Here is a 22,140-nt window from a genome sequence, read left to right on the forward strand (position 1 = left end):
TAGATGAATATGGAGCCGTAACTGATGAAATTGATGGACCGCACAAGAAGGTACTGCGGAAACTCGATAGCGTAGAGACAATTGCCGAGCTGGCTCTCGCACTGGCTAGGTCAGGCAAGCAGGAATGTAGTTTCCGGCCCCGCCGCCCAAGCAGGCGGTTGATCACAGGGGGAGCGCATAATAGAAAAATGACCCTCACGAGCCAGGAAACTCTCAAAGCACGGATCTTACTTATCTTGCATAGCAGCGAGAACGGAAGCCTGCGCCGATCCGAAGTTCTAATGAGGCTAAGGGCCGCCTATAAAGATAGATGGACGGCGGAGGACGAGATGGCCCCAAAATCACGTCCATTCGAAACGAATTGGGCGAATAGAGCGAGTTTTGCACGAGCAGATTTAGTCCGCGATGGTCTTCTTAGGGAGCGAACTAGCGGGACATGGGCCTTGACGGACAGAGGATGGACAGAAGCTTCCCTGCTTGCAGAGGAATAAGCGTTGCTTACCTTGGAAAGTAATGAATCTTTGCTTGCTTTCGTCCTTTGCATCCGGCGTATGTCATAGCTTGATCACGAAACACATGGCCGAGGTGTTCAACCGTGCCGGCATTGCGTCCGTCGCCGTCGACGGCAGCACTGACAATGCTGACCGTGAGGAAGCCCTCAAGCGCCTGGGGAAACGGGAGATCAACTGCATCTTCGCCGTCGACCTCTTCAACGAAGGCCTGGACCTGCCGCAGGTGGACACCATCCTGCTGCTCCGGCCCACGCAGAGCGCCACCGTCTTCCTCCAGCAGCTGGGACGCGGGCTGCGCCGTGCCGAGGGCAAAGCGGTGCTGACGGTCCTGGATTTCATCGGCCAGCAGCGCCGTGAATTCCGCTTTGATCTGCGCTACCGGGCGCTCACCGGCTACGGGCGTAAGGAGCTGGAGAAGGCTGTCGAGGACGAGTTCCCGTACCTGCGTGTCTCGGACAGGTGGACTACGTGCAGCACTCCGGGGAGAAGCCGATCGCGATTACTTGGAAGCTGCACCGGGCGATGCCGGCGGATGTATTTGCGACCGCGGCTGCGGTGGCGCAGTAAGGGTAGGCAGGAACAGAGCTACTTCAAAGACAGCCCGAACCAATCAAACTGGAAAGTGCCAGCCGCTGCCGCATCACCTCGGCGGCGGGCGTGGTGGAGACCTCGGAGGAGCCGACCTGGCGGACAACGCGCTGCTTCTTCCGGGCCCACGGCGGTCAGATGATCCTCTACCGGGAAGATCCATCTGTTCGAGTAACGAGATTTCCTACGACTTCACTGTAGTTAGGGGCTATTTGGTGACCCCACCAAGTCTCCGTGTATATCGAACAGGCTCCGGGTAGACAGAGACCAAATCTGCTAGCTTCCTTAAGCTCGGGCCGGGGAGCTGTGTTCTCGCGGCCGCTAGATTCCCTTGGGCCGTGCTCGGAAATTATTGCGAGGCAGTAAAACCGGACTCTACTTGTCGGCAAGGACTGCCAACAGTCTGTTGTCGGTGCAAGCCTGCATAATTGCGGTATGGCTAGTACTTTCGCGTGGCTCGCCGTCGACCCAGAACAGCGCCGACGGATGATGGAAGCGGTCGAGCTGTTTCGGGACCATGGAACGATCGATGACCTCGGCATCGGCGCGATCCGGGACGGGATCAGCGACACCTTGTTTCCAGGCACCTCGACGCTGCACACCCGTCTGCGCTACGTGCTCTTCGTGTCTTGGCTCCTTGAGATCGCCTCGCAGAAGGACACGGCCGAGGACATGGCCTGGGCGTTCCACGACATTGAACGGGACTTCATCGACGCTCTTAAACGGGGAATGGGAGATGCCAAGGAAGGGATAATCGGTCGCCGCGCCGGACGGGACCTGCAACGTGTACCGAGCGCGGTGTATTGGGGAACGCTAATTTCTTGGGGCATTGTCGAGTCTGGTCTCTCAGTCAGAGGCTACTTCCGTCGGTGCGTGTTGCGCAGCGATCAGCTTCGATCGGCGCCTCGTCAGGAGGAGGTGGACACCCCAATCGAGCTCACGCCTACCGGCATCGTGCCGGGTGTTCCTTCTCAGCCTCAAGGATTGCTGAAGAGCGCGACCTTCGATCTCCGACACGAGGAGGCCTCTTTCTTCGCCGAGACGATCACGCGTTCCTGTGCCGGCACTCTGCTGGCACACCTCGTGCACCGGAGGCCGGCCACCTGGACAGATGCCGCCTCGGCGCCAGCGCACCTGTGGGACTCAGAGGTGCGCCGCGACCTGCCGCCGAACCTCCTGGATCTCGTCGATCTCGCCGAGCGCTTCAGCCTGGTCATCCAAGGCGCGAACCTGCTCTACAACCTGCTGCTCGGGGAGGCGACATCCGGTAATGCCGGACGTTACCAAGGCGATCCGGTCGAGCGCTACCGGGAGAAGCTCGCAGTGTGGGCCGACCGTGTCAATGAGATCCGCCCGCTCGACGCCTCTGATCACCGTGCGATCGGTCGCCTCATGAAGGACCGCCGCCGCGCCTTCACGCCGTCGACTCAGCGCTTCCTCACTTCCTGGTTCGATCTCGCGCGCACACCGCACGCCGTCTCTGACAGCGGTCTGGCCCGTCGTCTGGTGAGGGAGCGCGAGTCTGCCGTCAAGGGCGGCCGCGCTCGGCTCCGCCCAGGAAACTGGAAAGTTCTAGATGCCTGGGGCGGATCATCCGGCGTTGACCGGATTGAGTTCCGGTGGATCTACGCTCGACGCCACCTGCAGGACATCTACGACGGGCTGGAAGCCGTCTAATGCTGAATCCCGACACCACTGTCCTGCTCACCGACGCGCTGCTTCCTCCGCCCGGCTTCGACGTCGACGTCGCAGTCGTGACCACCTACTCGTTGGACCTCACCGCGGTGCTCGTCGCCCCGATGGCTTTCGCCCTTGGCAACGTTGACGACGCACGTGCCATCGGATCCGGCGACCCCGTGCAGATGCTCGACGCGGTCAAGCGGCACATCGGCCACACGACTGTCTTCTGCCAGGCCGCCGCGATTCATGTGCCAGCGACCCACAGCCGCATCCTCGCATTCCTTGAAGACAGCATCTTCCAGGTCGAACCGCCGGGCGAGGACGCACTGTTCCACCCGAAGCTATGGGTACTCCGTTTTGTACGACCCAACGACGGTGCCCTCCACCATCGGGTGGTCGTGGCCAGCAGGAACCTCACCTTTGACAGCTCCTGGGACACGGCCCTCGTCCTTGACGAGGGGCCGTATGGCACGATCAAAGCCGCGCCCGCCGCGGACTTTGTCGCCCAGCTTCCGACTCTCTGCACTGACGAGCTGCCCGAATCCCGCGCCACCGCGATCCAAGACCTCTGCACCACGCTTCGCACCGTGCGGCTCGAGTCACCAGAGCCATTCACAGGGGGAGAGCTGCTCCCGCTCGGGCTTGCAGCCGACAGTTCCTGGCCGTTCACCGAGCATTCCGACCGAATGCTCGCGATCAGTCCGTTCCTGACCGCTGGCACCCTAAAACGCTTGCGTGCGACGACCTCTGAAGCCACTCTCCTCAGCCGCGCCGCGTCGCTCGATCAGCTCGGTGCTCGGGCCACCGCTGGCTGGGACCTTCAGGTCCTGTCTTCCGGCGTCGACCTTTTCCAAGAGTCCGAAAAGGAGACCGACGAGGTCGGCGCGAGTCTGAGCGACGCTGCTGCTCAGGTCTCCGGCGGAGAACTTACGGGCCTTCACGCTAAGACCGTCGTCGTCGACCATCCTCGCGGCCGGTCCACGGTTGTCACCGGCAGCGCCAACATCACAGCCGCAGCATGGGGCCGTAACGTCGAGTTCAACGCCGTCCTCACGGGTCTTACGGCCACCTGCGGCGTTGAGGCCGTCCTGGGTCGGGAGTCCAAGGAGCCCGGACTCCAAATGATCATGGAGCCCTACACCCCGGCAGCCGAAGACCCCTCCGAGGACCCGGCGATCGCCACCAGTTACCTGCTCGAAGGATTCCATCGCGAGCTCGCGCGGTCGGACCCCCGTCCGCGGCTTGACATCATCCCGCGCGACGATGCGTCCGCCTCGGCACGCCTTACACTCACTCTCCCGGCCGAAGTGCCGGGCGAGACCGAGATCTGGCTGTCGACAGTTCCCGGTCAGCGGCGGCCTCTGGGCAAGACCACGATCTGGGACATCGCGATCGAGAACATCACCCCGTTCATCGCAATCGAGACCACCGCCGGTTCTGGAGCCGCCCGACTCACCCGACGGTGCCTCATCATGGTGCCAATTATCGGGGACCCGCTAGAGCGCCGGCAGCGGGCCCTCGCTGGCATACTCAACAGCTCCGAGCGTGTCCTCCGGTATTTGGCGTTTCTGCTCGGCATCGACGACGATCGCCGGGCGATGGCCTCCGACCGCACCGAGGGTACGATCGCGATCCCCGTCGGCGAAGCCAGAACCAAGGCCTCTTACACGGTTCCCCCTCCGCCAGTCGTTCTCTTTGAACCGCTCGTCCGCGCGGTCGGTGTGAACATTGGCCGCCTCGCCGCGGTCGCCGATCAGATCGCCGAGATTCGTGCACTCCCGGAGGCCGAGACCCTGATACCTGCCGAGTTCTTGCAGATGTGGGATGTCGTGCTCAACGTCGTCCGCACCCGGAGGACTGCATGACCGTCATTGACCTCGACACGGCACGACCAGATGTCGAGGCGATGCTGTCTGGTCTCAAACCCTTTCAACGGGCGACGGTCGACCACGCCTTCGGCCGCCTCTGGCTGGCCGAGGACCGGGTCGACCGGTTCCTAGTCGCCGACGAGGTCGGGCTCGGTAAGACCCTCGTGGCCAAAGGCGTCGCCGCCCGCGCCATTGACCACCTCTGGGACACCGGCCAGCCGCTCACGATTGTGTACATCTGCTCTAACAGCCAGATCGCACGGCAGAACCTGCAACGCCTGCGCGACCTGACCGGTGGCGAGAAGCAAGACAATGCAGACCGCCTGACCCTGCTGCCGAAGACCATGGGTCGCTTGGACCGGCAACGCCTCAACGTAATCTCCTTCACCCCGGGAACCTCTTTCCGTCTCGGCACCTCCACCGGCAAGGTCCAAGAGAGAGCGCTGCTGCATTGGATGCTCAGGCAGGTGCTCGGAGGTCGTGATCTGCAACGCAAGAGCGCAATACGGTACTTCGCTTGCACCGTGGACTTCGCACGCTTTGAGTCCCGCCTGACTTGGGAAAGCAGCCGCCCAGATCTTGACCCAATGCTCATGCGTGACTTCGAAGAGCTCCTGCGCACTCGCCCCGGCCCGTTCGCGGGTTCATTGCTCGACGACCTGATCGAAGATCTCGGCACTTGGAGAGGCAAGCAATCCCAATCCACCGACATGGAGCGCCGCCGCCGCACCATGATCGGAGCATTGCGGATCGCCATGGCCCAGGCATCGGTCGCCTGCCTCTCCCCGGACCTTGTCATCCTCGATGAGTTCCAGAGATTTAAGGACCTCTTCCCGGGCGTTGGCACAGATGAGCAGCACCTGAATGATGCCCAACGACTCGCGCAACGCATCATCACTAGCCCGGGCACGAAGACGCTCATCCTGTCGGCGACTCCGTACAAGATGTTCACCCTGCCTGACGAACCCTCGGGCGAAGACCACCAACGTGACTTCCAAGCCACCATCGGCTTTCTGGCGGGTCCCGAGCGTGCCGAACGCGTCACGAAGTTATTACTTAAGGTCCGCGAGGGCATGCTTCTCGGAACGACCGAGGGCCGAGGAACCGCCGAGCAGGCGACGGCGGCGGTCTCGGCCGAGCTTCGGCACGTTATGTCGCGGACAGAACGGCTTCGGGCCACCGCGAAGCAGGACGGCATGCTGGTCGAGAAGCACCTGCCTCCGCTCGAACTGCACCCGTCTGATCTGCACGTCTGGATGATGAGCGACAGCATCGCCCGCCACGTGCGCGGCCACGACGTTTTTGAGTACTGGCGATCCGCGTCATACCCTTTCAACTTCATGGACCGGTCCTCGTACCAAGTCGCAAGCCGGGTCCTGACAGCTGCAGAAGATGATGAGCCAGAACTCGCTGCGTTACTCGCCTCCCACAGCCAGGGACTGCTCTCCTGGAAGGACGTGCAGAGCTACCGGAAGCTGGAGCCCGGAAACCCGAAGATGCGAGCCCTCATAGACGACACAATGGATCGCGGAGTATGGCGTCTTGCTTGGATGCCGCCCTCGATGCCCTACGTTGAGCCCGGGGGTGCGTTCGCCGCCGAAGGCGTTCGCACCTTTACCAAGCGACTCGTATTCTCCGCGTGGAGTGTCGTTCCCAAAGCCATTGCTGCGATGGTCAGCTACGAGTCCGAGCGCCGGCTCGTCGAGTCCTCAGGTCGGCTTCGCAAGTCAAACCCGCTCCGTTACGATGGCCGCCGCCCCAGTCCGCTGCTCCGGTTTGGTTGGGAAGCTCAGCGGGACCGCCCGGCGAATCTGCCGAGCCTTGCGCTGCTCCACCCTTCGGTCGCCCTGGCCAGACTCGGAGATCCGCTCGAAGTCGCACGATCCTTCGGAGCTTCGCTCCCACTCGACCCCCAGCTCTTGCTCGACGAGGTCACCGCTCGAGTCCAGCGACAGCTCGACGCCCTCGCCCTGCCGCTCGCCGAGGCCGCTGGGCCCGGCCCGGGCCGCGCCTGGTACGGGGTCGCTCCCTACCTCCTTGATCGGGCGCTTGTGCTCGAGGACCCTGGGCTGCTGAGCGCCTTCCAATCAAGTGAAGGGGAGGAAGACGCCACTTCCCGCCTCGCCGATCACCTCGCCTTTGCCTCCGATCCGGACTTCGCGATGCTCGGCCCGGTTCCTACCGACCTTGCCCGGGTCCTCGCGCTTGTGGCAGTAGCCGGACCCGGCGTCTGCGCACTCCGCGCCCTCGGCCGCGCGACCGGTGGCGTCGACTCATGGACCGAGGTGCGGGTCCGTGGCGCCGCGCTGCGGGTCTCCCGCGGTCTTATCTCGCTGTTCAACCGGCCTGAGATTATGGCGGCTGTTCGCAACGCGGAGACCGACATGGCCGACGCCGACAGCGGGAGCTACTGGCTTCAGGTCCTACGCTACTGCGCCGACGGCAACCTCCAGTCCGTGCTCGACGAGTACGTGCACACTCTGATCGATTCCCAAGGCTTCGCTGCTGATGAACCGCTGAATCGCGCCCTGCCGCTGGCAGAACACATCGCGGCAACAGCAACAATTCGTACTACCGAGAACGTCGTGCACGACTTGGACTCCAGTAGAGGACACGTCTCCATCAACCAGCAGCGTATGCATTCGCACATCGCTGCTCGCTTCGGCCGTGTTCAGACGTCCGAGGCTGCCAGTGCACGCGAGTCATCGGTCCGTGACAGTTATAATTCGCCGTTCTGGCCCTTCATTCTTGCCAGCACCTCCGTGGGGCAAGAGGGACTCGACTTCCACACCTACAGCCACTCCGTGGTGCACTGGAACCTTCCCAGCAATCCCGTTGACCTCGAACAGCGTGAGGGGCGCGTGCATCGGTACAAGGGGCACGCGATCCGTAAGAACGTTGCTGCCGCGCACGGAGCGGCTGCCGTGGACCCAGCCTATGACGATCCCTGGGCGTCGTTATTCGATGCCGCTGCGTCCGCAGAGCCGGTTGGCAGCTCGCTTATGAGCCCGTACTGGGTGTTCGAAGGTGAAGCTACGATTGAGCGCTACGTCCCCGCAATGCCACTCAGCCGCGAGGCGCAACAGTACCGTCGCCTGCAGCGGACACTCGGGGCGTACCGCTCGGTGATGGGACAGCCCCGCCAAGAGGACCTCATCCAGCTGCTTGGCCCCGGCGCTGAATGGCCAGCCATAGATCTAACACCGCCGAATTATGCCTCATGAACGAATATTCAACACCCGACGTAGCGTCGATGGCCGTTTGTTGGGCCCGTCGTGCTTACCGGTGCCTTGCAGGAACCGGACGGGTGTTGACTACAATGAGCCGAGGTTGGCCCCTCTAGGGAATGAGGGAGGGCATGGGTTGGGTGAGAGGCTCCTTTCTGCCTGCTTGGGTTCTAAAGGTACGCGGTTCTGAGCCCTGAACGGCAGTTGCAGGATGGCCCGATACTGCTACCCTCGTTCACCCTAACGCAGTATTTCGGTGTACCGGCCGCGGACTGGGGGGAGTCTCCGTCTGACCATCGTTACTCGGAGCCAGAAGGGGGTTCAGAGTGCTGAACCGGAAGTATCGAGACCAGCGATTCGTAATCGAAAATAAAGCTTCAAAGGCTAATCATCGACAATGTCCCGAAACAATCTCGTCTCGCTGTACAACGTCAAGTGGGAGAAAAAATTTCCCACGAAACTGTTGTTCGACTTGTAGCAGCCGGGGCAGGCCTGTGTTACAGGCCAAATTGTAGTAGTGGATCTCTTTGGTACGTGGTTGATGATGACACGACAGTCAAACTGGCTGAAGTCCCAGACATGATCGCTGCGGGCGAAGAAGGACCACGAACGGATCCCGAAGCCTCAGAAGAGCAGTTGACGCACTTCGATAACCTGCTGTTGCTATGTCCTACTTGTCCCACAATCGTGGACAGAGCGCCGGAGAAGTTCACGCTTGCCGTGATTCGGAAGTGGAAGACCGCGCATGAACGGAAAGCTGTTTCGCTAAGGTCGAATCCGCCGTTTTGCTGGTTTCGGAGCCAGGGCAGATCTGCCTTTAGCCTGAGGTCGTATCCACAGTCCGGACCGGCCTTTCAAGAGTGAGCTGCGCCCCAACTACGTCCGCACATCGCTCCGCCAACACGGCGGACGCGATGGCGGGGGGCAGTAATTCATTGAACTTCAGTCCGGCAACTGCCGACTCGCTGACATAGGGCAAGATGAACTGATGGTCCGGCGAGTTCAGGAATGATGCCGACACGCGCCGAAGTTCGCCCGGACCACATCCCTCTGCGAGACGGAGGCCCCCGCTGCCGAAGCGCTGGCTCGGCTCGATAACGCCCCCGAGGGTGCTGGCGAGCACGGATTCGGAACTCGCTCCGGACCAGGTCCACCACTCGGAGCCGAACTCTCCGTCCTGCACGAGAACAGTGGAGGTAGGGGACACGGTGTTGACAAGTTCGGCCCGCACTTCCTGCAACGCAGACACGGCCCTCTTACTGAGACGAACGCCCCCCGGATCGTCGCCCAAAAGCACCGAGCGCTGGGATTGGGCCAGCGCGTAGCCGATTCCGCCACCGCTGCCCAGCCACCTGGTCTTCTTGGCAAAGTCGGATGCTTCCACATGGCAGCGCTTCTTGCCCCATTCGATTCCCGTGACCTTCCACCGGCGCCCAGCCAGGACGAAAGAAATCGGCGCGTCGTCGGAAGATGTGCTGAATGTATTGGCATCGATTTGTCCGATTTCCCTGCCGCCATGAAGTACCTTGAACTCCTGCGGTGCAGTGAAGACGGCCAAAAGGTCCATGAAGTTTCGACGTCCAAAGCGTTTTTCGGCGGATTTCCCGATGAACAGCATTCCTTGGTCTTCTTCCAGGAATCCTTGGGCCAGCATGTACTCTGCTTGCCCGCGCTGCGCCTCCGTCAGGACCGCGTTCCCGAACCATTCACCCCAAGTGTTTCTTCCGACTCGCCCCTCTTGGAGACACAACGCGAGGAGTTGCTGCGCGTCAATATGAAGAGGATTAGGTGGAGAAACTACGGGCTCCACGAACCCTTCCGACCACAAATGAAGGAGTCCCGCCGCTTGGAGCAGCGATGAAGGTGTCTTGGTGAGGAACAGTGCATTGCGTGAAGTTCCCGGACGTCTTCCTGTCCGTCCCAATCGCTGCAGAAAAGAGGCGACAGTCCTTGGAGAGTCGATCTGAATCATCCGATCCAGATCTCCGACATCGATACCGAGTTCGAGAGTTGAAGTGGACACGATGATGCAGTCCCGGGATTCGGCGAACGCCTCTTCTGCTTGCCTTCGTTCATCAACGGAAAGCGACGAATGCGAGAGGAACGTCGTCATCCCCAGCTCCCGAAGCCGCACGGCCAGCTCTTCGACTTCCAATCGACTCTCGCAAAAGACCAGTCGCTTCTCTCCGCCGTGAAGCGATGCGATAACCTTGGCGGCGTTTGCAGTGGAATTGGCGCCTCCGACAAAGTCCAGCGTTACATCTGCAGCCGCCGCCGGGCCCGGCGCGTCCGGATTGACGACTACACCTGGCCGGCCGGCATATGACCCCTGGAACCAGCCCAGGATTTCGTCTGGGTTGCCCACCGTCGCGGACAGACCGATGCGTTGCATGGTATGCCGGCTCAGCCGTGACACACGTTCAAGCACGCCCAACAGATGCCAGCCACGGTCATCTCCAGCAAAGGCATGAATCTCATCCACTACAACAGCCCGAACCTCGCCAAAGAAAGCCCTTGGATCTGTCTTTGTGGAGACTAAGAGAGACTCCAGCGATTCGGGCGTAGTTAATAGGATCGAGGGTGGGTCCTCCCTCATCCGTTTCTTGGCCGACGCCCCGATATCACCGTGCCAAATACCGCAGCGGTTTCCGGTCCACGCCGCGTACTTCTCCAATCTGGGAAGAAGGTTGTTCAATAGTGCCTTGAGCGGGCATACATAGATGACGGACAGTCCCTGCCATCGCTCAGTGGCCATGCGCGAGAGGAGCGGAAACGCCGCGGCTTCGGTCTTGCCCCCCGCAGTCGGCGCCAGGAGCAACGTGTCCACTCCATTCATGAGCGGCTCTACAGCCGATTCTTGCAGCGGCCGAAGGCCTGACCATTGCAGAGTGTTGACGATGTGGTGGACAACAATGGGATGAAGCTCTCCGACGGTCATGTGAACTGGACGTCATCTACGTCCGTGGCTGGCGTCTGGGGTATTGAGTTGCGCTCTTCGATGGAGAGTTCCCGCGAGTCAATGGTGAGTTTGTAGTCGCGGCGCGGGTCAAAGTCATCGAACTGATCTGTCCGATCGAGCGGAACATCCACCAGCTTCTTAAGAAAGAGACGCGGGGCTATCCCGACTTTGCCTCCCAGTCTGCCTACGAGGGACGAGGCAAAGTCGTGGATATAGGTATCATCGACCTTCTGGCGGATGCGCTCACCGTTTACAGCGCCGTGAGCATAAACATCGCGGACGCGTCTCCCGAGCTCGTTAAGCTTTTCCATTGTGAATCCGGTGAGTCTCAGCTGAATGGCTCTTGGGTTGTCGAACTTCGGATCGAGGTTGAAATCTGTGGCTAGCCGTTGAGCCAAGGGAGGGAGCCGCTGCACACCTTGGGAACCGTCGAAGAAGGCGGGCGTTCCGGTGATGACGAGGAAGAGCCCAGGGAAACGACCGGAATCTATTTCGTCTATGAGCTGGCGCAAGGCGTTTAGTGCTTTTTCACGGACGTCAGTGCGCACGCGCTGCAGTGTCTCCACTTCGTCCAACACTAAGAGCAGGCCTGGGTGGCCGCTGTCCCGCAGCACGGTGAGCAGGCCTTGCAGGAATCCAAGAGCTCCGAAATGATCCAGGTCGCCCCGGATGCCAGCCTTTCTTCTAACGCTCCCGGCCACGTTGGGCTGCCCGGCCAGCCAAGCGGCAAGGCCTTCCGCTACATCCACATCGTCTGCTTCAACGGCATGGTGGTAGGCGCGAAGGGCGGTGGCGAAGGCAGGTGTGGTTTTGGAGACTTCAGAAAGTCGGCTCTCGAGCAGTGCTTCGGGGTTGCCGTCTGACTCGGCCTCTAGAGCAAACAGCCACGCATCCAGGATCAGTCTGAAGGCTGAAGGCGGGTAGCTAGAAGTTTGCAGGGACTCACAGATGCGCCGGTAGACAGTCTCGAGCTTGTGAAGTGGCGTTTCGGTTTCGGAAATCTGAACTTCAGCCACGGCCATGCCCCTGCTTTTGGCCTGCTCTCCGAGCCAGCGGCTGAAGAACGTTTTGCCGGAACCGTATTCGCCGCGGACGGCTTTGAATACGGAACCGCCTTGGACAGCAGTGTCTAAGTCCGAACCGAGCGCCTTTTCAAACTTGCCGAGCCCAACTGCCAGCACATCCAATCCGTTCCGAGGAACGGTGCCGTTTCGTAGCGCTGCGACCACTTCATCCCGCCGGCGTTTGCTCAACACGGCCGAGCTACTCATGAGGGTCCTTCCATGAAAGCTGGAACTGATCCTTGAGCAGGCCTACGTCCAGGATCACCTTACGGGCGGTCACATCACGAGTAATAACGGGGTACTGGTCAACGTTGAGCAGCCGCATCACATGTGGGAATACGCCGTGGAGCTTAAGCTTTGCAACTCCGAGTATGGCTGCTGCAGTGTCGTCGCTGACGGAATGTCGTTGGGCATCTGTGAGCGCGTCTACAAGCGCACGGACTGCAGTGTCGGGGACTAGTGCTGTGGATACGGACTGTCTCTGCAGGCTCTTGTAGATGGCCGATCGGATCAGTACCTCACCGGGTGAGGCATCAGACGGCTTCGGCACTTCAGTCGCGCTGGGAGGCGGTACAGGCATGTTGAATAGCGTTGGGCCGTCGGGTTCGGGCTTTGACTTGGCCGCTTTGCTAGACGCAAATTTCTTTGCCGGTGGGCTAGTTGTAACCGATTTGCCGAGTTGTTCGCGCCACCATACTGGGCCCTCGGGCGGCGCTGGAGCCCATCCTGCTTCTGCTAGCTTTGCGGAGTTGGTGCTGAGAACCGTGATCGGAATGACCATCTCAGCGGGGCTCGCGCCGCCGTGGTAGCCGGCCGTTCGTGAGCGGTATCGCAGGGTCTCGTCAAGGGCAAGAATGACCCGGCCACCGATGACGCGGTCACCCGCGATCTCGATCTCGCCGTTGGCAGGAGGTGTACTTGCCTCACGAGATCTCGCGCTACTGTCGCCGGTCACAGGGCGGAGAACTCCTTCCCTGCGATCAACGATGTGTCCGTGGTCAGAAACCATAATGACCGCGCGGCCAGCCCGATGCGATTCGGTGAGGATTGACTTGAGGTGGGCAACGTTGTGCACTCCCCATTTAGTTGCCATTGGATCAGCTTTGGACAAAGAATCGTCGATGGTGTTCAGAACGCAGGCAAAGACATCGATGCCGGCAGAATCCGAGACGGCGGCCAGAACATCTCCGGATAGGCGAGAACCCGCCATCGAGGATTCGAGCTCCCGTTTGTGAAAGAGGCGGCCAACGAGGTTGGCCCCACGCATCTGTCCGGAGAAGCCGGCGAGTTCCTCCGCTTGCCCGCCGATGGCGATCCGCCCCGCGAAGAGGCTCGTCCTCGAGTAGTTCGTAATGGATGGCATTGCAGCCAGGGCGTACTCGGGTTCCCCTTGGCTGCGAAAGAAAGGCATGAAGGACGGGAAAGCCTCGCTTATCGACTCAATCACGGAAGAGGCAGCAGCGACACCCATGCCATCCACGACTATCAAAGCCACCGGTTGTGCCCGCGCAATGGGAACCACGATGTCCGAGATGAAGTTCTCGATACCGTTTACAGGGGTGCCCGCCGAAGAAGCGTTGACGAGGAGACGTGCAAATGCCTCGTCTTCTTCCCGGCGCCTTGCCAAAGCACGCTCAGCCACGCTGCCCAAAGCGGAGGCGAACGTAGGATCGGAGCTTCCAGTCCATATGTTATTCAGAGCCCTGTCAGCCCAGCCAGTGCTGGATCTGTATGCAAGCGCCGCGCCGGTGAATGTTGACCCGTGCGCGTGCGATGGAAGCGCTAACCAGCGGAGCAAGCGCATGGCGGAGGTGGCGGCCTGTGAGTCCTCTTCGTGTGCCGAAGTGTTCGCACGGGAATGTTCCAGTAGCTTCGCCAACGCGGCCTCGCACTCTGCGAGTGCCTGGCCGTTGAGAGCAGAATCGGGTGCGGGCTTGAGCGTGCGTTCTATTGCCCGGGCGAACTCATGGAGCCGCGCCACGAAACCGCACGAGAGAACATCTGAGACTGAAACGAAATCGGCAGCCTCCAACTCCTGGACGAGCTGGTCGGCGCGGCGAATGGCTGCATCTGCCGCGTTCGGAGACGTCTTTTCAAGTGCTCTTAGGGACCTTTTGGCGGTGCTGGACCAGCCCAACAGCTGTGCGCTCCCGAACGTAGAGCCGGTTCGCACCTTTAAGAGGGTCCACGGCGAATGCAAAGGATCGGCAGCTGCAACCATCTCGGCCACGAGGCCGAGCGGCAGAATATCCTGCGGGGTGAACTCACGGAGCAGCCTTTGGGCCGCGGGAGCGATCGAATGGCCCGCCTGTTCAGCAACCCAATTAACGACGTCGGAGGCTAGCCCATGGCCGATGGACTCGGGGAGTCCCGTAAGTAAACGTTCTGTTGCTGGGATCGCGCTCCACTCCAGGATTGTTTCGGGAGTGGAAATGACGGGCACAGCAAGGTAGTGCGAAGCCAACGTGCCAAAAACGAGGTCTGAAGTTAGCAAACCGCTCGGCGCCGCTGGAGTGCTGGTGAGCCCTTGAATGGCTGCGAGCAACTCGCCAGGGTAGTCGCTGCTCGGCTGCTTCGCCCTTGCCTTGAGTCGGACGTCGGTTGAGGTTGCTTTGAATGCTGCGTTGATGGCCTGCCAAGGTTCGCGGGGTTGAACCCTAGTCCCCACTAGGTGCGACTGGATGCCCAACCCCAACTTAGAGTCAGGGATGTCCGTCAGGAGAACGAGCCACTTGACCTGGTCTCGTTCAAGAAGACGAGCCCGGATATCGAGCGTGGATACGACTGGATGGACGCGGACCGTGTCGACCCCATGGCTGAATCCATCCGGGCCGTCCCATTCAGGACGGCTCGCAATTGCGATGACGCCGTGGGTGTAATCTTTCCGTTTGGCGGTGTCAATTTTCTCCAGGATCTCCGCCTTCGAAACGACCGAAAGCTGGGTCATTCATCAACCTTTACGATGATGCTGACGCTTTGGCCATGGTGCTCCGTCATAAAATCGCGGATGTCTGCAAGCGCTTGGTCCCTCTGCTCAGTGCTCAGGATAGCGCTGAACGACCGAGACTTGCTCGAGGGGAGGGGTGACGGCGGTTCAACGACAGGGGGCCTTGGCTTAGCAATCCGCGCTCGGATCCATGCGCTGACATCGGACGCTGCATCCGCGATTGCATGGCTCAAATGCGTGGCAATCTCGTTGGTCTCCAGCGCCGTTGCAAATTTCCTCATGATGGCATCAATCTCATCATTTTCGGCACTGCTCTTGACAGCCAAGGATATATCTTCCCAGTCCAGGCGCCCGAGTCTTGATGTGAGATCGTCGGCGGTGGTGATGGACTTTCCCATGGCTTCTGCGCTGTGCGGTGTGCGTGCGGTTGCCAGCTCGTCGATTACGTCGACTCTACTTTCGTATTTCCCTATAGACTCAAGCAGGTCCATGGCCGCTTGGGCGATTTCGAGACGTTCGCCGGCTTCCAGCCCCAAACGGACGTAGGCGTCCTGAAGCGCAAGTACAAGCCGTTTCGAATGCTCTGTATGCTCTTTTGCCGCGAAGCGGAGTTGATTGACGAGTTCATTGACGGCAGTCGGCGTCATATAGTGGTTCGCCACGATGTTGAAAATGCTCCCTGCGCGGTCGACGGCGGCAGCCCAGTTCTCCTTCGATGGCAGCGATTCGCGGACCAAGATCATGTCGTCGGAAAGCAGGCCCGGGGCCGGAGGCGGCGAGACCAGCTGGCCTCCACGGTAGAAACTGCGCTCATTCAGCAAGGCCCAACCGAGAATAATCAGATCCATGCTGAGTTTGGTCAGTCCACTTGGCGGTGGGGCGTCCTCGATCCATAGGCGGGCCTGCTTCACCTCAACATTGTCACGTTCGCTGAGGTTGTTGCGACCCATGTTTACTGCGAAGACGCCTGACCACTTGTCGAAATGCTGGTGTGTGAGAACGATGTCGGTCTCACTGACATGTCCAACCTTGAGTGCATTGACGATGTTAGAAGTGGCCTCGCGCTCTGGACGCAGCAGGGTGTGTCGGCCGTCTGCGTCTTGGGCTGCGCGACGCATGTTGTCTGCCGCGGTCGCGAAATCAACTGGACGCCACTGTTTCGCATATCGTGGATGGCCGGGATACAGTGCATCGAAGGAGCTTTCGACGATATTTGCAAAGGCCTGAGCCATACTCGTGCCAGCCGGTTTTTGCATCGTCACCGACGGATTCAGACTCTTGAGATATTGCTCGTGCGTTGCATCGGCGACAAGACTGCCTGGAGCAGCCTCCGTAATCCCGTAAGCTCCGTTGACGGTGTGCTTGATGCGCTCGAGTAGCGCATCGCGCTGCGTTTCAATGAGCCGCCGGGCCTCGGCCCTGTCGGTCTCGTTGAGCTGAGTAGTATAGGTGCGCCACCGCTGGTCACTCTGCAGGACGTAGTTGCAGACCACCAACCGTCCAAGATCCTCCAGACGCTTTTGGCTGAAGAACTTCGGTAGCCAGACCAGCGTATTAGTCGAAGGAATACGTTCCTGGACGCCAACGACCCGTTCAAGATCATCCCGATGAGTCTTTCCAGAATCATCGAAGGGATAATCGATGATATACAGCCACTGTCCCGCCGGAGCTTCGAACTGAGAGTCGGCAATCCATGAGGTATCGCAGACGTTCGCAAAGAGCAGACTGATGCTTCGCTCCGTCCCTCGCCACAGCCGCTTCTGATCGAACGTCTGGCTGACAGTCTGGGTCCTCGAATCGATCCCGAACGACTCGCAGATGAGATCACGCAGCAGTTCCCGGCGTCGGCCACCGGTGTCCTCGCTGCGGGCCGCGAGCAACACACTCTCGTAGTCAACCTCGCTCAGGCCAAGCCGTATGACGGGGTTTGTAGAGTCGGCCGGGATCCGTAGCTCTGGGACGTCGGTTTGCCAGGTGCGCAACTTGCCCAACATGAGTGCGGGGACTCGCTTCTCGAGTGGAGATTTGATGGTGCCGTGATTGAGAGCAGCGATGCGTGCAGGCGTGATGTTGGCGAAGGCTGGCACATTTGGCGCCAGGGCACTGAGCACTAGCGTCTTCGCCAGACGCGCGTCTGCCCGGTACGGATGGTCGAGCGGCATCTCGTTTGGCTGAACTGACGCCGCGAGCTTATGCTCGCGCGCCAGCAAGGGCTGAAATTTGGTCTCGTACAATCGCTGGGCGTTCGCGAATTTCGCCGCAGCAGCGTTGTTGATTGGATTACCGCCGTCCATGAGGATGTCGAACAAGTCGCCGACGGGAATGATGCTGTCTACGGTCAGGGTGTCTCGTTGCTCCACGAGGAGGCGCTGCATAACTTTCAGTGCTGTGCGGTCACGTTGCATGACGCCGGAAAGCTCTTGAAGGGTCGAGATCAGTGCCGGAGCGAAGGGGTAGGTCAGCCTAAACGAGTCCAGGGTCGAGCCGCGGTGGTTCTCGTCCGCATTGACCGAGTCAAGCAGGACGTCTTTCACATCCTGGTTGCGAGCCAACCGTTCCAGCTCCTGACTAATGATCCGAGCTGCATCACCGTTTTTTGGGCTGAGCAGGCGCTTGTGAACAACGAGCGGGAGGTTGTGCTCTCCCAATTCAACGCGAGCAAATCGGCCCTCCTGGTGGCGGAAAGCTGTTTCGAGTGCCTGCTGTTCGTTGCCTGCGACGCCGGCGTTGTCGCTGAAGAACTGCTGGAGATTCAGCTGGCGGGCGAGGAAGGAAATGATAGGGACGGCCCGGTGCCCGGCTCCCGTTTCCACAAGCTGGGTGATCTTCTGAACTTCACGGCTGAATTTTTCGTGGTTAGAGACCATGAAAGTTAGCCAGAGGATGATTTCATCGCAGAACAGAACGACGGCGTCGTAGCCGAGCTCCTTTGCATGATCGCTCACCGCTGCCAGCCCTTGGGGTAAAGGCCGGTAGTTGCGTTCAAGTCCAGTCGAATGGCGGCTGTAGACATCAAGATAGGCACTCACCAGCTCGGTACGGCGCCGGTCTCCTTCAGCCGCGTTGCGTGCCGAGTCATAGGAAGCCGCGTCCCATGAACCGGCACCGAGGACTTCGCCCCACTCGTCGTCGTCACCTGCAATCACTGCGCGGGAAATCCGGGCGAAGAAGTTATCGTCTCCCTCACGCCGGCGTGCGTCGTCCGCATCCGCGAGGATCAGATCTGTCTCATGCACAGCGGGGAGAGTGCATCCAGGGTGCATCCTCCGGATCTGGTCTACATATCCACCCAGAATGACGTCCTCCACTGTGTCGGCGCCAACAAAGTGGTATGCGAGGGTCAAAATCTTGCTGGCGGAAAGCGCCTTGTCGTTCTCTGCGATGACGGGCGCCAGTTCAGGTATGCCCCGGGCCCCTGGGTTTCCTCCCAAAATAGAGTAAAGCACCGCCATGAAGTGACTTTTACCGGAACCGAAGGAGCCATCCAGATACGAGGCTTTGGAACTCCCTTCGGCAATGGCGCTGCTGATTATCGCCAGGGCCTTGTCGAACGCCTTCGTGAGCTCCGGCGTGACCACGTAGTCGCGAAGCGTACGCGCCTGGTCCTCTACGCCATCGGTCAGCTTAAGGACGTAGTCATTTGCACCCGCGTGCAGAGGGATGTCAATAAGGTCCTTAAGGAGGGTTGTCATGGTGTTGCTTTCTTGGTTCGTGCACGGCTGGTGGCGGGTGTGGGTTTCCAGGTATGGAGTTGTTGGCGGGTGAGTCCGAGTTTAGTGGTGTATTCGTCGAGGATGGGCGTGAAGAACGCGGCGGGTGAGGCGCTGTAGGCGGGGTCGATGTCGGTGTGCCATTGGTGGAGCCAGGGTTCGAGTTCTTCCAGGCCGGCGGCTAGGGGGATGAGTTTGTTATCCGGCTGGCCGTCGTCTTCGGCGGTTTGGAGGAGGGTGGCGAGGGCGAGGGCTTGTTGGGCGTGGTCCCAGCCGGCCCAGCCGAAGACCGGTGTGGGGTCGTGGGCGGGTCCGGCGTCCGGGTAGAGAATAAATCGTTCCTTAGGGACGTCGAGTTTGCCCCGGTTGGTCCAATAATGTGGTTGGGCGAAGTCCTCAGCCTTGTATTTCGGGGGTACGGAGATGGGGGCGTCGGTGCCAGCGGGGGGCGGGGTGTAGGTGCCTGCGTCTTCGCGGCGTTGGAGCTCCCAGGTGTGTTCCCAGTCGGCGCGTTTCCGCAGACCGGAGGGCTTGTACCGGTAGGCGGCCAGGTAGGGGACTGCCTCAGGAGTGAGCAGCTTCGTCAGGGCGGCGGTAACGTCGGGGTCTTTGGTGCCGGTGTGGAGTTCCAGGACTTCCAGGAATTCCGGGTCGCGGGCGACGAGGTCCGCGAGTCCTGCGACGGTGCGCGTGACTGGGGTGCCGTGGTCGAACCAGTACTGGGAGTCTTCGACCCGGTCCAGCAGCCATTCAGCGATGGCGGCGGCTTGGCGCTTGTCCCAGGATTCGGTGGCCCAGCGGCGTTTGTATTCGGGGCGTTCGAGCAGGTTGATGTTCCGGTCTGCCTCGATCAGGTCCAGTCGCTGCTGCACCAGGTCCCGGTACTCCGCCGGCCAGTACTCCGGGATCTCCGTCACGGGGGTGGACCCGTGCCGGGTGAACCACTCGGACGTGGCGTCGCCGGCGGCGATTTTGCGCGCGAGGGCGATCTCGAACGCCCGCTCCCCCAAAGTGATCTCCGGAACTTCCCCGGTGTAGGTCAGCTCGGCGCTGGTCAGGGCGTAGGACTGGTAGACCTGCCAGTCGAGCTCCTCCTGTAAAGCAATCATCCGGCCCCGGATCGAGGTCTCCTGCTTCGCGAACGAATCAAGAGCCTCACGCCTGGACGCGTACCCGTCGGCGGTCAGTGCCGCGGAGGGCGCGAACCTCGACAGCTCCTGCGCCAAAGCATCAATCGACCGCACCGGCTCGACAGGACGACGCGAGGGCAACGGAAAATCCTGAAGCGTTGTGCCAGTGAACTCATACGTTCGGAGGAAATCCACATCCGCGGCCCCACCTTTCGGCTGGCTTTTATGTTTGAGCCAGAAGCAAGCAGCGGCTGAATTCAAAACTCCAAGTAGCTCGAAATGATGATCGTCCATGGCATTCGCCGGAAGTTTAATCACAGGGGCCGAACGGTTGAAAACCTTGCCTTCGCGATCAAGAACAAAATGATTGTGCGTTGAAATGAAAGCAAAAGAAATTGCTAATTTCGATGCGTCTATGTCCTTGGGGAGTTGATGCCATGTGGTCCAGCTTTGCCCAGACTCGGAGTAGGAACTTCCGGAAAATGTTGGGCGTTGCTGAAGCAACGATTTGTACGGTTGCAGATCGCGCACTACCGCATGGTTTACGAGGGATAACACGGCATGAAATTTATCGTAGGGGAACCAAACTTCATGACTAGGATAAAGTGCGAAGTCCCGAACTTCGTCACCCAGAATTAGGTCTCTATAGTAGGTCCGCTCGAGGCCTTTGCGGGCTGCATAATTAACCGGACGGGTAAAAGCGTCATCCGAGCCTTGAATGCCAAAGAATCCTATCCGCCGGACGCTGGCTCCGAGGAGTGATGATGCGGCCTTCGAAAGTGCTTCATCTACTTCGTCAGCACCGCCGCCGGCCATGGACCATGGATGAAACGCTAACTGCTTTCGGTTAAGATCTACGATGCTGGTCCACTCGTCCTCATGCCCGGGGGCATCTATGTTGACTGCCAACGACATCCAGTATGGTCCTGTCCCAGGTGTGCCGCTGGTCGGTTCACGCTTGCCTTTGCTCATCACAGTCCGAATGGGGGTAAGCCCAGGTTTACGATTCCGGCCCACCATAATCACGGTGGGGGTTCCACTGACGTTATGGCCGGGAATGTAGGCGCCTTCGCTGTCGATGACCTCGGTGAGATCGACCTTGGTCGCGAGGAACTCTTCGATGAGCTTTGTTCCGAACTCACGTTTCATGAAAGAGTTCGACGTGATCTGGCCAACGTGCCCGGCATTCTCACCTGGTTTCGCCAGCTGAAAGAAGCGCTCCATAAAGGGAGCTGATAAAGCATACTTTCTGTAGCACGTACCGTAAATTGATCGGTAACGTCGATTGAGAGCCTTGTCACCGACTTGAATGTACGGCGGGTTTCCGACCACGACGTCGTAGTAACCGATGCGTAGGATTTCGTCGAGCAGTGCTTTATTCTCGTCGGCAAAAACGAATTCTTGGTGTTCGGTGACTACTTCGAGGGAAAACAGGTCGTTGGACAAGGCTCTCTTGGTGCCGGCTGTCTCGCCGTGTAGGAGGGAGTCGCCGACGGCGACCATGATCCTGAAGGAGGTGGCGTCGTTGTCGAGGTTGTGGTTGCCGGCTTCTTTCATGGCGGCGACGAGCAGTCGGAACCGTGCGATGGCTGCCGCGAAGGGGTTAAGGTCCACCCCGCGCACGGCATCCAGGGCGAGCTGGACCCGACCGCTGGTGGTCATCGCCGGCGCTTCGATGTAGAGCTCATCAAGTACGCGTGCGAACGCACCGAGCAGGAAGTGGCCGGAACCGCAGGTTGGGTCGATGACCCTAATCTCGGAAGCCTTGGTCTGACGCAGTGCAGGGGTGAGCGTGCGGTCGAGGATGAATTCCTCAACGAATTCGGGGGTCTGCAGCAGCGCGTATTTTTTCTTCGCGGACTCGGAGAGGTCCTGGTAGAGGTCGCCGAGGAACCGGGTGGACAGGTCCTTGTCGGCGAAGTCCCAGACGCGGCCGCCATCCGGGAGGGTGGCACGCCAAAAAGCAATCAGCTCCGCGCAGGCGTCAGCGCTGGGGGAGATCAGCCACAACGGCGAATATGTGTCCACTAGGCCTGCGGTCGCGGGGGTCTTCTGGAGGTACTCGATTGAACCAAGAATCCATTCGCGGACGGTCACATCAGGATTGACGGCAGCCTCAGTGCGTATGAAATCTCCCTGCCGTGCCACCGCCTCGTCCGCGCGGGCACCAGGGCCTGTAAACCAGACCGGAGCCAGCAACTGGTTGTCCTCGCAGAACCGGACAAACACACTTGTCAGGACCCAAGCGACCGCTGCCTGGGTGATCCGGTCACCGGAGAACTCCGACCACGACTGGCCCGTACGCTCCAGGCGTACAGCCTCGGCATGCTCGGCCTGCCACTGGACCTTTATGTCACCCGACAACGGGCCTTCCAGCCGCTCAAGCAGGTCAACTTCAAACCGACCCACCAGCCCAGACAACGACCGTGTCAGCAACGCCCCATCAACACTCACA

General features: G+C 60.2%; 10 protein-coding genes. 5 read left to right on the forward strand and 5 right to left on the reverse strand.

Going from position 1 to position 22,140, the window contains the following annotated elements:
* The first annotated feature begins 188 nt into the window (after positions 1-188).
* The 5 genes from M8J71_RS23535 (at position 189) to M8J71_RS01170 (ending at position 7,872) form a co-directional block, all read left to right on the forward strand.
* A complete protein-coding gene (locus tag M8J71_RS23535) occupies positions 189-491 on the forward strand; it encodes a winged helix-turn-helix domain-containing protein (protein ID WP_374114788.1) in 303 nt (100 codons plus the stop codon).
* Positions 492-576: 85 nt separating this feature from the next.
* On the forward strand, positions 577-1,242 hold the full coding sequence (locus tag M8J71_RS23540; protein ID WP_374114789.1) for a helicase-related protein: 666 nt from the start codon (positions 577-579) through the stop codon (positions 1,240-1,242).
* A gap of 293 nt (positions 1,243-1,535) precedes the next feature.
* Positions 1,536-2,777, forward strand: a complete 1,242-nt coding sequence (locus tag M8J71_RS01160) for a DUF6361 family protein (protein ID WP_256246185.1) — start codon at positions 1,536-1,538, stop codon at positions 2,775-2,777.
* Positions 2,777-4,645 (forward strand): phospholipase D family protein, encoded by a 1,869-nt coding sequence (locus tag M8J71_RS01165; protein WP_256246186.1) that lies wholly within the window; start codon positions 2,777-2,779, stop codon positions 4,643-4,645. Before M8J71_RS01160 ends, M8J71_RS01165 begins: the two co-directional genes overlap by 1 nt.
* The gene (locus tag M8J71_RS01170) at positions 4,642-7,872 is read left to right on the forward strand and encodes a helicase-related protein (RefSeq protein ID WP_256246187.1); all 3,231 of its coding nucleotides are present in this window, start codon (positions 4,642-4,644) and stop codon (positions 7,870-7,872) included. The genes M8J71_RS01165 and M8J71_RS01170 overlap by 4 nt, the downstream gene beginning before the upstream one ends.
* A gap of 820 nt (positions 7,873-8,692) precedes the next feature.
* Here M8J71_RS01170 and M8J71_RS01175 read toward each other — a convergent pair.
* From M8J71_RS01175 to pglX, 5 genes are read right to left on the reverse strand one after another with little or no spacing between them, the layout of a single operon-like run.
* The gene (locus M8J71_RS01175) at positions 8,693-10,813 is read right to left on the reverse strand and encodes a DEAD/DEAH box helicase (RefSeq protein ID WP_256246188.1); all 2,121 of its coding nucleotides are present in this window, start codon (positions 10,811-10,813) and stop codon (positions 8,693-8,695) included.
* On the reverse strand, positions 10,810-12,105 hold the full coding sequence (gene brxD / locus M8J71_RS01180) for a BREX system ATP-binding protein BrxD (protein WP_256246189.1): 1,296 nt from the start codon (positions 12,103-12,105) through the stop codon (positions 10,810-10,812). The genes M8J71_RS01175 and brxD overlap by 4 nt, the downstream gene beginning before the upstream one ends.
* On the reverse strand, positions 12,098-14,845 hold the full coding sequence (gene pglZ / locus M8J71_RS01185; RefSeq protein ID WP_256246190.1) for a BREX-2 system phosphatase PglZ: 2,748 nt from the start codon (positions 14,843-14,845) through the stop codon (positions 12,098-12,100). The genes brxD and pglZ overlap by 8 nt, the downstream gene beginning before the upstream one ends.
* On the reverse strand, positions 14,842-18,537 hold the full coding sequence (locus tag M8J71_RS01190; protein ID WP_256246191.1) for a hypothetical protein: 3,696 nt from the start codon (positions 18,535-18,537) through the stop codon (positions 14,842-14,844). The genes pglZ and M8J71_RS01190 overlap by 4 nt, the downstream gene beginning before the upstream one ends.
* Positions 18,534-22,139 (reverse strand): BREX-2 system adenine-specific DNA-methyltransferase PglX, encoded by a 3,606-nt coding sequence (gene pglX / locus M8J71_RS01195; RefSeq protein ID WP_256246192.1) that lies wholly within the window; start codon positions 22,137-22,139, stop codon positions 18,534-18,536. Before pglX ends, M8J71_RS01190 begins: the two co-directional genes overlap by 4 nt.
* Between the last annotated feature and the right edge of the window lies 1 nt (position 22,140).

It is taken from the genome of Pseudarthrobacter sp. R1 (assembly GCF_024494415.1).
GTDB lineage: Bacteria > Actinomycetota > Actinomycetes > Actinomycetales > Micrococcaceae > Arthrobacter.

Bases quoted from the DNA above. Each gene is read 5' to 3' on its own strand.
- M8J71_RS23535 (WP_374114788.1), top strand. From the start codon at position 189: ATGACCCTCACGAGCCAGGAAACTCTCAAAGCACGGATCTTACTTATC.
- M8J71_RS23540 (WP_374114789.1), top strand. From the start codon at position 577: ATGGCCGAGGTGTTCAACCGTGCCGGCATTGCGTCCGTCGCCGTCGAC.
- M8J71_RS01160 (WP_256246185.1), top strand. From the start codon at position 1,536: ATGGCTAGTACTTTCGCGTGGCTCGCCGTCGACCCAGAACAGCGCCGA.
- M8J71_RS01165 (WP_256246186.1), top strand. From the start codon at position 2,777: ATGCTGAATCCCGACACCACTGTCCTGCTCACCGACGCGCTGCTTCCT.
- M8J71_RS01170 (WP_256246187.1), top strand. From the start codon at position 4,642: ATGACCGTCATTGACCTCGACACGGCACGACCAGATGTCGAGGCGATG.
- M8J71_RS01175 (WP_256246188.1), bottom strand. From the start codon at position 10,813: ATGACCGTCGGAGAGCTTCATCCCATTGTTGTCCACCACATCGTCAAC.
- brxD (WP_256246189.1), bottom strand. From the start codon at position 12,105: ATGAGTAGCTCGGCCGTGTTGAGCAAACGCCGGCGGGATGAAGTGGTC.
- pglZ (WP_256246190.1), bottom strand. From the start codon at position 14,845: ATGACCCAGCTTTCGGTCGTTTCGAAGGCGGAGATCCTGGAGAAAATT.
- M8J71_RS01190 (WP_256246191.1), bottom strand. From the start codon at position 18,537: ATGACAACCCTCCTTAAGGACCTTATTGACATCCCTCTGCACGCGGGT.